A 13,285-nucleotide genomic window follows, 5' to 3' on the forward strand; every position below is an offset into this window, starting at 1 on the left:
CCTCACTTAACTCACTTGCTCACAGAAGTTAAGTGAATGCAATATTGCATCTATATCCTTTTTCTTAATAAGTGCTTACTAATTCAAAATATTACATAAAACAGAGATACAGTGCAAATCCCATCACAGTCGAATGTGTGGTAATTCCCAATTTATTATCCAATTTTTTTCATTGCAGTCATAGATTCTCTCAACCATGCTCCTACTTCTTCGATAGGATGTTGACGAATTTCTTTGTTTACTGCGATTAAAATAGCATTATCTACTCCATTTGAAGTTGAAAATGGTTTTCCTATTATATTTGTTTCAACTGTTTTCATAAATTCAGTCAATAACGGTTTACAAGCGTGATCGAATAAATAACATCCGTACTCAGCAGTATCAGAAATAACGCGGTTCATTTCAAACAATTTCTTTCTTGCAATTGTGTTAGCAATCAATGGCAATTCGTGTAACGACTCATAATAAGCAGATTCTTCAATGATTCCCGCTTCAGTCATAGTTTCGAAAGCTAATTCAACACCTGCTTTAACCATTGCAATCATTAAAACTCCATTATCAAAATATTCTTGCTCAGCGATTGGAGCTTCTTGTGGTGCTGTTTTCTCAAAGTTAGTTTCTCCTGTTGCAGCTCTCCATTTCAATAAATTCACATCATCATTAGCCCAGTCGATCATCATAGTTCTTGAGAATTCTCCAGAAATAATATCATCTTGATGTTTTTGGAATAAAGGACGCATAATGTCTTTTAATTCTTCAGCAAGTTCGTAAGCTTCGATTTTTGCAGGATTTGAAAGACGATCCATCATGTTTGTGATACCACCATGTTTCAAAGCTTCAGTGATAGTTTCCCATCCATATTGAATTAATTTTGAAGCATATGCAGCATCAATTCCTTTTTCAACCATTTTATCGAAACATAAAATAGATCCTGTTTGTAACAATCCACAAAGGATAGTTTGCTCACCCATTAAATCTGATTTTACTTCGGCTACGAATGATGATTTCAAAACTCCCGCTTTGTGACCTCCTGTTGCTACCGCATAAGCTTTTGCCTGATCTAAACCAGCACCATTTGGGTCATTTTCAGGGTGTACAGCGATAAGTGTTGGTACACCAAATCCTCTTTTGTATTCTTCACGAACCTCAGAACCAGGGCATTTTGGAGCACACATAATTACTGTAATATCTTTACGAATCTGCATTCCTTCTTCTACGATGTTAAATCCGTGAGAGTATGCTAAAGTTGATCCGTTTTTCATTAATGGCATAATAGCAGTAACTACAGCAGTATGTTGTTTATCCGGAGTTAAATTACAAACTAAGTCTGCAGTTGGAATTAATTCTTCATATGTACCTACTTTAAAACCGTTTTCAGTAGCATTTTTATAAGAAGCTCTTTTTTCAGCGATTGCATCTGCACGTAATGCATAAGAAATATCTAAACCAGAATCTCTCATGTTTAAACCTTGATTCAAACCTTGTGCACCACAACCTACAATAACAACTTTTTTCCCTGCCAATGCTGCGATTCCGTCTGCAAATTCAGATTGCTCCATAAATTCACAAACTCCTAATTGTTCTAATTGTAATCTAAGTGGTAATGTGTTGAAATAATTTGCCATTTTCTTTAATAATATTTAATGATATGTAATTTATAATTGATACTAGTTAAACGTTTCTAACAATGATGAAATTTCCATTTTTTCTTTAGAAACTGATATTCTGCCTGAACGAACGAATTGCATAATGCCGTAAGGTTTAAATTTTGCATATAATTCTTCAATTTCAGAACGTCTTCCTGATTTTGAAATCACAAAGAAATCACGAGAAACAGTCACGATTGTAGACTGACTTTCCTTGATGATATTCTGAATTTGTTTTTCATCAAACAACAAACTTGACTGTATTTTAAACAAGGCATTTTCTAAGAAAATTGTTTCTTCATCTGTATGATAAAATGCTTTGATAACCTCAATTTGCTTTTCAATTTGACCAACGATATTCTGAACCCATTTCTCAGTTGTATTTACTACAATGATAAATCTTGAAACATTCTCTATTTCTGATTCTGAAACATTTAGACTTAATATGTTAATGTGACGCTTTAAGAATATCCCGGATATCCTGTTCAACAATCCAACATTATTTTCTGAATATACCGATATGGTAAATGTTTTATCTTCCATTTTGTTTTTAGTTTTTTTTTGTTTCAGGTTTCACGTTGCTGAGAACCTGAAACCTAAAACTTGAAACTTTTCTTTAGCTTAATCTAATTTCAGAAACACATGCTCCTGTTGGAATCATTGGAAAAACATTATTTTCCTTTTCTACCATAACTTCTAAGAAATAAGAATCTTTTGAAGCCATCATCTCGGCTACAGCAGCATCTAAATCCTCGCGTTGTGTTACTTTTTTAGATTTAATATGATATCCTTCTGCAATTGCGACAAAATTTGGATTAATCATTTTTGTTGAAGCATATCTGTTATCAAAGAACAATTCCTGCCATTGACGTACCATTCCTAAAAACTCATTATTTAAAATGACAATTTTTACAGGCACTTGTGTCTGGAAAATAGTTCCTAATTCCTGAATTGTCATCTGGAATCCACCATCACCAATAATAGCAACAACTTCACGATCAGGCCTTCCCATTTTAGCTCCAATAGCCGCCGGTAAAGCAAATCCCATTGTCCCTAAACCACCAGAAGTAATATTACTTTTAGTTGAATTAAATTTTGCATAACGACAAGCAAACATTTGGTGCTGACCAACATCAGAAACGATAATTGCATCACCTTTTGAGTGTTTGTTGATCATTTCCATGGTTTCCCCCATTGAAATACCTTTACCATTCGTTGGGTTCAATTCTTCGTTTATAACAGATTCAACTTCTATTTTATATAATTCTTTGAATTCATTGTGCCATGAATCGCGTGATTTTTGATCTATTAATGGAATCAAAGCAGTTAAAGCTTCTTTAACATCGCCTAAAACAGCAACTTCTGTTTTAACGTTTTTATCAACTTCAGCCGGATCAATTTCAAAGTGAATTACTTTTGCCTGTTTGGCATAAGTAGCTAACTTTCCGGTAACACGATCATCAAAACGCATTCCCAACGCAATTAAAACATCACATTCGTTAGTCAATAAATTTGGACCGTAATTCCCATGCATTCCTAACATCCCAACATTTAAAGGATGATCTGTTGGTAAAGCCGAGAGCCCTAAAATAGTCCAACCTGCCGGAATTCCTGACTTTTCAATAAAAGCTTTTAGTTGTTCTTCGGCCTGACCCAAAATAATTCCCTGACCGAAAACTATGAAAGGTTTTTTAGCACTATTGATTAAAGCAGCAGCTTCAGCCACTTTATCTAATTTTAATTTCGGAACCGGAACATAACTTCTAATTGAAGTACATTTTTTATAACTAAAATCAAACTCATCAAACTGAGCATTTTTAGTAATATCAATCAATACAGGCCCTGGACGCCCAGAACGTGCAATGTAAAACGCTTTTGCAATAATTTCAGGAATTTGAGAAGCTTCAGTAATCTGAAAATTCCATTTTGTTACCGGAGTTGAAATTCCAATAATGTCTGTTTCCTGAAAAGCATCAGAACCTAATAAATGTCTTCCAACCTGGCCTGTAATGCAAACCATTGGAGTTGAATCAATTTGAGCATCTGCAATTCCAGTAACTAAATTTGTTGCTCCCGGACCTGAAGTAGCAATTGCTACTCCAACTTTTCCTGTAGCTCTGGCATATCCCTGAGCCGCATGAGTAGCACCTTGTTCGTGACGTACTAAAACGTGGTGTAATTGATCCTGAAATTTATATAATTCGTCATAAACTGGCATTATGGCTCCTCCCGGATATCCGTAAACTAAGTCTACTCCTTCTTCTAATAAACATCTTATAACGGCTTCTGCCCCTGATATTTTCATAGTATATTTTTTTTATCAAAAACCTATTTCAATTGCTATTGATTTTTGATATTTTGTTATTTGAATAATTAATTATCGGTTACGCATCCTGTTGAAGCGCTTGAAACCGATCTGGCATATTTAAGTAAAACTCCTTTTGTAACTTTTAACGGCGGTTGTACCCAAGCCGCTTTTCTAGCTGCAAATTCTTCGTCAGAAATTTTCAGGTCGATCGTATTTTTTACCGCATCGATAGCAATTAAATCACCATCTTTTACAAGTGCAATACCACCACCATCATAAGCCTCTGGTGTAATATGTCCTACGACAAAGCCATGTGAACCTCCAGAGAACCTTCCGTCTGTAATAAGAGCGCAGCTGCTTCCTAGTCCTGCACCAATAATGGCAGAGGTAGGCTTCAGCATTTCAGGCATCCCCGGACCACCTTTTGGTCCACAATACCTGATGACGACTACATTACCTGGTTTTATTCTTCCGGCCTCAAGACCTGGAATTACTTCAAATTCACCTTCAAATACAACAGCAGGTCCTTCAAAATATTCTCCTTCTTTTCCGCTGATTTTCGCAACAGCACCTTCAGAAGCAAGATTTCCGTATAAAACCTGAATATTTCCGGTTGGTTTTAATGCTTTTTGAATTTCATGAATAACTTGTTGTCCATCTTGTAAATCAGGAGTCGAAGCTAGATTTTCTGCAACTGTTTTTCCTGTTACAGTTAAACAATCTCCATGAATCAATCCTACTTTCAATAAATATTTCATTACAGAAGGAATACCTCCAGCCTCATGAATATCTTCCATCATGTATTTACCACTTGGTTTCATGTCAGCCAAAACTGGTGTTCTGTCATTAATAGCCTGAAAATCATCCAAAGTAATTTTAATATCAACCGCGTGAGCCATTGCAATTAAGTGCATAACTGCATTTGTAGAACCTCCTAAAACAGCTACAATTGTAATAGCGTTTTCGAAAGCTTTACGAGTCATAATATCTCTTGGCTTAATATCTTTTTCTAATAATATTTTGATTGCCTCTCCAGCAGCCAAACATTCGTCTCTTTTTTCCTGACTTAATGCAGGATTTGAAGAGCTGTATGGCAAACTCATTCCTAATGCTTCAATTGCTGAAGACATTGTATTTGCTGTATACATTCCACCGCAAGCACCAGCTCCCGGACATGCATTCTGAATAACTCCTTTAAAATCTTCAGGAGTAATTTCGTTTTTTACTTTTTTTCCTAATGCCTCAAAAGCAGAAACGATATTTAAAGATTCTCCTTTCCATTTCCCTGAATGAATTGATCCTCCATAAACCATCATAGCCGGACGGTTTAATCTTCCCATTGCGATTAAGGCTCCTGGCATATTTTTATCACAACCAGGAATGGCAATTACACCATCATACCATTGTGCTCCCACAACAGTTTCAATAGAATCTGCAATTACGTCACGAGAAACCAATGAAAAACGCATTCCTTCAGTACCGTTTGAAATTCCGTCACTAACACCAATAGTATTAAAAATAAGTCCGACCAGATTTGCGTCCCAAACACCTTTTTTAACATCTTTTGCTAAATCATTCAGGTGCATGTTGCAAGTGTTACCATCGTAACCCATGCTCACAATACCTACTTGTGCTTTTTTCAAATCTTCTTCAGTTAAACCAATACCGTACAACATCGCTTGCGCCGCAGGTTGTGTTTGATCTTGAGTGATGGTTTTGCTGTACTTATTTAATTCCATTATGTATTAATTTATTTTTAATTTTTATTCAAAAAAAAACCTTCCAGTATTTGGAAGGTTTATAATATAGTTTTTCAATTATATTTATACCATTCCCGATGCAGATGTGAAAATCACATTGACAACAACGACAGAAGTAATAATAATTGAGATTTGCATCTTGTTATTTTTTTAGTGTGACAAAAGTATAAAAACTTAAGTGACTAAAAAAATAAAATCTCAACATTTCAGATACTTCTTGTTATTTATTTCAATTTTTAACAAAAAATATTAAACAATTGTCGATTGTCCGATATGAACGTTGTCATTATTAAAATATAGCAAGTCGTCTTTACTGAAAATAAAATTTGAAACAAACTCCCCTACTTCATTTGTACCGAATTTTGAATCTGCTTTTAAATCAACAGTAACTACTTTAAATTCAATTGCTTTTTCAATTGCCTGATAAATCACATTTGCTTCTTTAAACAAGCCGAAATGTTCTAATAACATTGCAGCTGATAAAATAGAAGCAATTGGATTGGCAATATTTTTTCCTTTTGCCTGTGGGTAAGAACCGTGAATTGGTTCAAACAAAGCATTTTTTTCTCCTAAAGATGCCGAAGCCAATAAACCAATAGAACCTGTAATAACACTCGCTTCATCTGATAAAATATCTCCGAATAAATTCTCTGTTAAAATCACATCGAATTGTTTTGGATTTAAGATGATTTGCATTGCTGCATTATCCACAAATAAAAAATCTAAAGCTACATCTGGATAACTTTCACTCACTTTCTGAACTACTTTTCTCCATAATCTTGAGGTTTCCAAAACATTTGCTTTGTCTACCATCGTTAACTTTTTACGACGATTTTGTGCCGATTTAAAAGCCAAATGTGCTATTCTTGTGATTTCTTCTTCTGAATATTCGCATAAATCTGAAGCATGTGTTCCTTCTTCATTTAATGTTTTAGCTCCAAAATAAGCACCACCAGTTAATTCTCTAAAAATAGTAAAATCTGCACCTTCAATAATTTCTCTTTTTAAAGGAGAAGAATCAATTAATGATTTGTAAGGTTTTATTGGACGAATGTTTGCGAACAATCCTAATTCTTTTCTCAATTTCAATAATCCCTGCTCCGGACGAACTTTTGCATTTGGATTATTATCATATTTAGGATCTCCGATTGCTCCAAATAAAACAGCATCAGTGTTGAGGCAAAGATTAAGCGTTTGTTCCGGCAATGGATTTCCCGTTTTGTCAATGGCGATCGCCCCCATGAGCGCTTCTTCGAAAACAAATTCGTGATTATACACTTCGCCAATAGCGTATAAAGCTTTTTTGGCTTGTAAAATTACTTCCGGTCCTATTCCGTCTCCTGGTAAAACTGCTATTTTCAAATTCATAACGTCTCGTTCTTTATGTATTTAAATCTTTATTTTTCTTTGTTCTTTATTCTATTTTCTATTTTCTATTTTCTTTTTATTTTTAAACTAGCTTCTGATCAAGTCTCCCTGAATTTTAGAAGCCTCAATAATCTGATGAATATCAGCATCTAAAACTTCTTTTTTAATATCGGCGAATTTCAGAAACTCAATGTATACAATATCTAATTGTACTTTAGTAAGCTCGTAACCTACTTTTTTAGCGCGGTAAGCCAAAGCAGCTCTTCCGCTTCTTGCTGTCAAAATAATAGATGATTCATTAACCCCCACATCAAGCGGATCCATGATCTCATAAGTTGCTCTGTTTTTGATCACTCCATCCTGGTGAATTCCTGAACTGTGTGCAAAAGCATTTGCTCCTACAATAGCCTTATTTGGTTGCACAATCATTCCCATACTTTCAGAAACCAAACGGCTCATTTCGTTTAATTCTCTTGTATTGATGTTTGTATCTAAATTAAGATAAGGATGTTGCTTAAAAATCATTACTACTTCTTCAAGTGCAGTATTTCCAGCTCTTTCACCAATACCGTTGATAGTACATTCTATTTGTCGTGCTCCATTTATTGCTCCTGCAATAGAGTTTGCAGTTGCCATTCCTAAATCATTATGACAGTGACATGAAAGGATTACGTTTTCGATTCCTTTTACGTTTTCTCTTAAATATTTAATTTTTGCTCCGTATTCTTCTGGCAAGCAATATCCTGTTGTATCAGGAATATTTAATACAGTTGCTCCTGATTTAATCACTTCTTCACAAACCTGCGCTAAGAAAGCATTATCTGTTCTACCTGCATCTTCTGCATAAAATTCAACATCTTCTACATATGATTTTGCGTGAGATACAGCATATTTTGCTCTGGCAATAATATCTTCTCTGGTAGTATTTAATTTATGGAGTATATGAGATTCAGATGTTCCGATTCCTGTATGGATTCTAGGTCTTTTAGCATGCTTTAGGGCAGCTGCAGCAACATCAATGTCGTTTTTTACAGCTCTTGTCAGTCCGCAGACGGTTGCATTTTCTACAATTTTACAAATCTCAGAGACCGATAAAAAATCGCCCGGACTTGACACAGGAAAACCTGCTTCGATAACGTCAACTCCCATTTTGTCTAGTCGTTCTGCGATAACTAATTTTTGCTTAGTATCTAACTTACATCCTGGAACTTGTTCACCATCGCGCAAAGTGGTGTCAAAAATTTGAACTTTCTCTCTATTCATATTCATTTATTTAATGTAATTTCACATCTTGATAACAAATATATATTGTACTTACGTAGTATGAAATTCATTTTAATGAAATTATACTGTTCATAACGCAATTTATAACGAGTTAAACAATTAATAATCAATAAGTTATATTATTATATTTTACAATGGCTAACCATCAAAAAGATTTCTTATTTGTTCTGATTAAATCGCTTTCCAAATCCGAAAAAAGACAATTTAAAATTTTTGCAAGCCGATTGGAAACAAGTTCGAATACTAAATTCATCGAATTATTTAATATTTTAGATAAGTCTGAAACCTATGATGAAAAGCTTATTCTAAAAAGCGGAATAATCAAAAAAATACAGCTATCTAACTTAAAATCATACCTATACAAACAAATCCTAGTCAGTATTAGACTGAATATTCCGAGTCAGAATATTCGATATCAATTGCGCGAACAAATTGATTTTGCAGGGATTTTATACAATAAGGGACTATATAAACAGAGTTTGAAAATTCTGGATAAGACAAAAATCATTGCGCTGGAAAATGATGAAAAATATATGGCGTATGAAATTGTCGAGTTCGAAAAACTAATAGAATCTCAATATATTACCCGAAGTATTCAGGGACGTGCAGATGAGTTGGTGATTCAGGCAAAAGAATTGAATTACAGAAATACTATTTCAAGTAAATTATCGAATTTATCGCTTCAGTTATACGGAATCATGTTAAAAACAGGTTACGTAAAAAATGATGAAGAGTATAAATATATTGATGATTACTTCAACAGGCATACTTCAAAATTGGATGAAAGTAAATTTGGCTTTCGGGAAAAATATTGGTTTTACAATGCCAATCTATGGCGAAGTTTCCTCGTTCAGGATTTCTTAGCTAGTTATAAATACGCTTATAAATGGGTAAGATTGTTTTATGATAACCCAAATATGATTTACCAAAATCCGGTATTTTTTCTAAAAGGGAACCATTACTTTTTAGAATCGCTTTATATGTTGAAATACAAATCGAATTTCAAAAAATATTTATCGCTTTTAGAAGAAACGATTAAGGATGATAAATTCCCGGTAAACGATAACATTGCATCACTATCATTTCTCTATGTTTATAACAATAAGTTAAATTTGCATATATTAGAAGGTACTTTTGCAGAAAGTGAATATTTGATTCCTGAGATTCTGGAGAAAATAAAAATTCATAGCGATCATCTCGACGAACATCACGAAATGTTGTTTTTCTATAAAATTGCATCAATTTACTTTGGAAATGAAAAGTATAACGAATGCATTCTTTATTTAGATAAGATTATCAATAACAAGAACTTAACGATGCGCGAGGATCTAATGTGTTTTGCGAGACTTTTATCGCTGATTGCACATTATGAGTTAGGAAAAGATTATTATTTAGAAAACCATCTTAAAAGTACCTACAAGTTTTTATTGAAAATGAATGACTTACATGAAGTTCAAAAAGAAATCATCAAATTCTTAAGAAACCTTAATAACTTCTATCCAACAGATATTAAAAAGGAATTTATTAAAATGCGTGCACGTTTTATTGAGCTGGAGAAAAACACTTATGAAAAAAGAGCGTTCCTTTATTTAGATATCATCTCATGGCTGGAAAGCAAAATTGAAAACAGAAAAATTGCTGATATTATAAAAGAAAAGGCGAAATTGAGTAGCCGATAGAACAATACAATAAAAAAATCCCAAACTCCATCAATTGGAATTTGGGATTTTTTCACTGGAATTTAAATAATTTTATTCAACTATATTAGAACTCGTTACATAAAAGTTCTTATCAACTTCTAATGTTCTGTTTTCGTTTGTCGTTTTTATTGATTGCCATTCTGTAGTTGGTTTCAACCAGGTTTCAACACCGTTTATTTTTACTTTTACCGGTAAGTCAAATTTTGCAACACAGTTGGTCCAGTGATATCCTAAAGTTCCGTTTTTGAACATATACTCAAAAACCGGAATTTGAGTTGTGTTTAAATACTGAGCAAAAACTCTGTTGAAATTGATTCCAGCTTGTGTATTAATATAATCTTCAATTTCTTTAGAAGTAACAGTTTTATGGTAAAAAGTACTATTTAAACCTCTCAAAATCGATTTCCATTTCGCATCATCATTTATAACCTGACGAATGGTATGCAACATATTGGCTCCTTTTGGATACATATCACCCGATCCTTCGTTGTTTACGTCATAATGACCGATAATTGGTGTGTCATTTTGAATATTTTTTCTACATCCAATTACATATTCAGCTCCCGCTTCTTTTCCGTAGTAATACTCTACAAAAAGGCTTTCAGAATAGTTAGTGAAACTTTCGTGAATCCACATGTCTGCAATATCTTTATAGGTAATGTTGTTTGCAAACCATTCATGCCCGGATTCGTGAATAATGATAAAATCAAATTTTAATCCCCAGCCAGTGCCACTTAAATCACGTCCTAAGTAACCTTTTTTATATTGGTTTCCGTATGTTACAGAACTTTGGTGTTCCATTCCTAAATACGGAACTTCAACTAATTTATAACTGTCTTCATAAAACGGATAAGGTCCAAACCAGTTTTCAAAAGCTTTAAGCATCTTTGGAGCATCTTTAAATTGCTCTTTCGCTAAAGCCAAATTATCTCTTAAAACATAATAATTACAGTCTAAATCGCCTTTTTCTCCTTTATACACTTCAGAAAAATTAACGTAATCTCCGATATTGATATTTACACCGTAATTATTAATTGGGTTTGAAACATACCAATTAAAAGTTTTTGTACCGTCTTTTTCTTTTTTAACGCTTTGCAATCTTCCGTTAGAAACTTCTGTTAAATCTCCCGGAACATTCACACTGATCAGCATATTTTCAACTTCATCGTACATATGATCTTTGTTTGGCCACCAAACGCTGGCACCTAAACCCTGGCAAGATGTAGCGACAAAATCTTTTCCGTTTTTGTCTTTTTTCCATGAGAATCCACCATCCCAAGGCGCTCGCACAGCTTCTTTAGGTTTTCCTCCAAAAGAAATTACAATTTCTTTTGTATCTCCTACTTTTTGTTTTGCAGTTAATTGAATAAAAAAAGCATTTCCATCTCTTTGAAATTTCAATTCTTTTCCATCTTGCGTCACTTTGTAAATTTGCATTGGTTCTTGCAAATCAATCTGCATTTTATTGTTTTCCGCTAAAACAGTATATTTTACTGTATTTGAACCAGAAATTGTTTTTTCAGCCGGATTTACTTTTACATCAAGATGATAATATTTTAAATCCCACCAGGCTCTCTCTTTTGTAATGCTTCCGCGTAAAGAATCCTGATGTGTAAAAACAGTCTCAGACTTATTCAGAAGCCCTTGTGCATTGGCATTAAAACCAATCAAAAAGGCAATTAACACGCCTCCAAAGTAATTTTTCATAAATTAGAAATTTGAAATAAATAGGGTACTTATATGAACTTAATCGTCAACAAAAGTAAACATTAGAATCAATTTTCTAATAATTTTATAATTTCTATTCGGATAATTTAATGTTAAAATTCAATATTCTTCTCTATTTTAGCAAATTAAAATCCACATACTACTTTATGAAATGTATTAAAATTGTTACTTTTTTATTTTTGATGTGTTCGATAACAGTTTCCTCTGAAAATATTCCTGTGCATAAAACAATTGATAAAATAGTAATTGATGGAAATTTATTAGATTGGAAAACACCTTTTATTGAACCATTAGTTATTCATAATTCAGGAAATAAGGCAACTCAAAATACAATGGTTTCACTTTCGTGGAATGATGATAATCTATATATAGCCTATAATTCTGTCGATTCTAAAATTATTGGATCAAATCAGCAAAAAGATTCCCCTATTTTCAATACAGATGATTTAGTAGAGATTTTTATTGATGCCGATGGCGATGGACGAAATTATGTCGAGATTGGAGTAAATGCTTTTTCAACCAATTACGATATGCTTTTAAAATGTATTTCTCCTGATTGTGGTGGCTGGAAAACATCAATGGCTTTTGATATTGAAGGCCTTGAAGCAGTAAGTAAAATAACAACTGAAGGTTTTTCTACAGAAATAAAGATTCCATTTTCAAGCTTAGAAAAGATTCAAAATGGTAATTTTAAAAGACCTATAACAGGAACAAAATGGAAAGGAAATGCTTTTAGAATTGATTACGGTAATACAACCGAATACCTTGCTTTACAGCCTTATAAAAGTATGAAATTTGGATTTCATCAACCGCAGGAATTTGGGGTATTTGAGTTTGTGGAATAATGTTTAATCGTTTATTTGGTTAATTGTGTAACCAACATTAAATTGAACGTTCGAATATAGCAAATCGTCAACTAAAAATTCAAAAGATTTATTGTAGCTTCTTATTTTATAAACTTCAAATATAGATTTATTAGACACCAAATAAACATTCTGCAAAAACCTATCTTTTAAGTTTCCATAAAGAGCAAATGTTTCGACAAACATGGAAATCCCTTCCTTTAAAACTTGAGGGCTAGAAAAATCTTTAGGAAGAAATATATCTATGAACTTATCATTATCTACGTATAGCTCTCCAGTGCTTTGATTAATTGGAATAAAATTACCATCAGCGTTTTTTTCTAAAAACAAAATCAATCGCTGACCAGATTTTAATTCCTTAATTCTTGGATCACAAAGCCATTCTTTCCAGATAGAAACTGTAATTTTTAAACTTGATTTTCCTTTTACAAATTGATTAATAGTAAACTCATATTTATCCTTTGAAACTTTAGATATAACTCCATCAACAATTAAATCTGCTTTCAAAATAACAATCGAATAAGGTAACACATCTTTCTTAAAAGCATAAGTAAAACAGGAATTTAGAAACAACAACAAACAGATATACAATTTCATAAAGGGTGTTTTGATCTATTAAAAGTACTTT

Annotated in this window: 10 protein-coding genes; 2 read left to right on the forward strand and 8 right to left on the reverse strand. The window is 33.1% G+C overall.

Translation table 11 applies throughout. The annotated features are described in order from the left end of the window. Positions 1–155 precede the first annotated feature (155 nt). The 6 genes from ilvC to Q7C23_RS05865 form a co-directional block, all read right to left on the reverse strand. Positions 156–1,625, reverse strand: a complete 1,470-nt coding sequence (gene ilvC, locus Q7C23_RS05840; protein WP_375031623.1) for a ketol-acid reductoisomerase — start codon at positions 1,623–1,625, stop codon at positions 156–158. Between the two features lie 42 nt (positions 1,626–1,667). Further along, positions 1,668–2,189 carry an acetolactate synthase small subunit gene (gene ilvN / locus Q7C23_RS05845; protein ID WP_026985121.1) on the reverse strand — a complete coding sequence of 174 codons (522 nt, stop codon included), beginning with the start codon at positions 2,187–2,189 and terminating at the stop codon, positions 1,668–1,670. Positions 2,190–2,262: 73 nt separating this feature from the next. Further along, positions 2,263–3,951, reverse strand: coding sequence for a biosynthetic-type acetolactate synthase large subunit (gene ilvB, locus Q7C23_RS05850; protein WP_375031624.1), 1,689 nt, complete (start codon positions 3,949–3,951; stop codon positions 2,263–2,265). A gap of 68 nt (positions 3,952–4,019) precedes the next feature. After that, a complete protein-coding gene (ilvD, locus tag Q7C23_RS05855; RefSeq protein WP_375031625.1) occupies positions 4,020–5,693 on the reverse strand; it encodes a dihydroxy-acid dehydratase in 1,674 nt (557 codons plus the stop codon). 270 nt (positions 5,694–5,963) lie between these two features. Further along, positions 5,964–7,082 (reverse strand): 3-isopropylmalate dehydrogenase, encoded by a 1,119-nt coding sequence (gene leuB / locus Q7C23_RS05860; RefSeq protein ID WP_375031626.1) that lies wholly within the window; start codon positions 7,080–7,082, stop codon positions 5,964–5,966. A gap of 87 nt (positions 7,083–7,169) precedes the next feature. Continuing rightward, complete coding sequence (locus tag Q7C23_RS05865; RefSeq protein ID WP_375031627.1) at positions 7,170–8,345, reverse strand: 2-isopropylmalate synthase; 1,176 nt, start codon at positions 8,343–8,345, stop codon at positions 7,170–7,172. A 155-nt stretch (positions 8,346–8,500) separates the two neighbouring features. Between Q7C23_RS05865 and Q7C23_RS05870 the strand changes: the two genes are divergently transcribed. Next, entirely contained in the window at positions 8,501–10,045 is a 1,545-nt protein-coding gene (locus tag Q7C23_RS05870; RefSeq protein WP_375031628.1) for a hypothetical protein, read from the forward strand. A 72-nt stretch (positions 10,046–10,117) separates the two neighbouring features. Here Q7C23_RS05870 and Q7C23_RS05875 read toward each other — a convergent pair whose 3' ends face one another. After that, complete coding sequence (locus Q7C23_RS05875; protein ID WP_375031629.1) at positions 10,118–11,773, reverse strand: M1 family metallopeptidase; 1,656 nt, start codon at positions 11,771–11,773, stop codon at positions 10,118–10,120. 167 nt (positions 11,774–11,940) lie between these two features. On the opposite strand from Q7C23_RS05875, the gene Q7C23_RS05880 reads away from it, so the two are divergent. Beyond that, the gene (locus Q7C23_RS05880) at positions 11,941–12,639 is read left to right on the forward strand and encodes a carbohydrate-binding family 9-like protein (RefSeq protein WP_375031630.1); all 699 of its coding nucleotides are present in this window, start codon (positions 11,941–11,943) and stop codon (positions 12,637–12,639) included. A 3-nt stretch (positions 12,640–12,642) separates the two neighbouring features. On the opposite strand, the gene Q7C23_RS05885 is transcribed toward Q7C23_RS05880, so the two are convergent. Further along, entirely contained in the window at positions 12,643–13,254 is a 612-nt protein-coding gene (locus Q7C23_RS05885; RefSeq protein WP_375031631.1) for a hypothetical protein, read from the reverse strand. Between the last annotated feature and the right edge of the window lie 31 nt (positions 13,255–13,285).

Origin of the sequence: Flavobacterium sp. LAR06 (assembly GCF_041946075.1) — a bacterium.
Taxonomy (GTDB): domain Bacteria; phylum Bacteroidota; class Bacteroidia; order Flavobacteriales; family Flavobacteriaceae; genus Flavobacterium.

Bases quoted from the DNA above. Each gene is read 5' to 3' on its own strand.
- ilvD (WP_375031625.1), bottom strand. From the start codon at position 5,693: ATGGAATTAAATAAGTACAGCAAAACCATCACTCAAGATCAAACACAA.
- Q7C23_RS05880 (WP_375031630.1), top strand. From the start codon at position 11,941: ATGAAATGTATTAAAATTGTTACTTTTTTATTTTTGATGTGTTCGATA.
- ilvC (WP_375031623.1), bottom strand. From the start codon at position 1,625: ATGGCAAATTATTTCAACACATTACCACTTAGATTACAATTAGAACAA.
- leuB (WP_375031626.1), bottom strand. From the start codon at position 7,082: ATGAATTTGAAAATAGCAGTTTTACCAGGAGACGGAATAGGACCGGAA.
- Q7C23_RS05875 (WP_375031629.1), bottom strand. From the start codon at position 11,773: ATGAAAAATTACTTTGGAGGCGTGTTAATTGCCTTTTTGATTGGTTTT.
- ilvN (WP_026985121.1), bottom strand. From the start codon at position 2,189: ATGGAAGATAAAACATTTACCATATCGGTATATTCAGAAAATAATGTT.
- Q7C23_RS05870 (WP_375031628.1), top strand. From the start codon at position 8,501: ATGGCTAACCATCAAAAAGATTTCTTATTTGTTCTGATTAAATCGCTT.
- Q7C23_RS05865 (WP_375031627.1), bottom strand. From the start codon at position 8,345: ATGAATAGAGAGAAAGTTCAAATTTTTGACACCACTTTGCGCGATGGT.
- Q7C23_RS05885 (WP_375031631.1), bottom strand. From the start codon at position 13,254: ATGAAATTGTATATCTGTTTGTTGTTGTTTCTAAATTCCTGTTTTACT.
- ilvB (WP_375031624.1), bottom strand. From the start codon at position 3,951: ATGAAAATATCAGGGGCAGAAGCCGTTATAAGATGTTTATTAGAAGAA.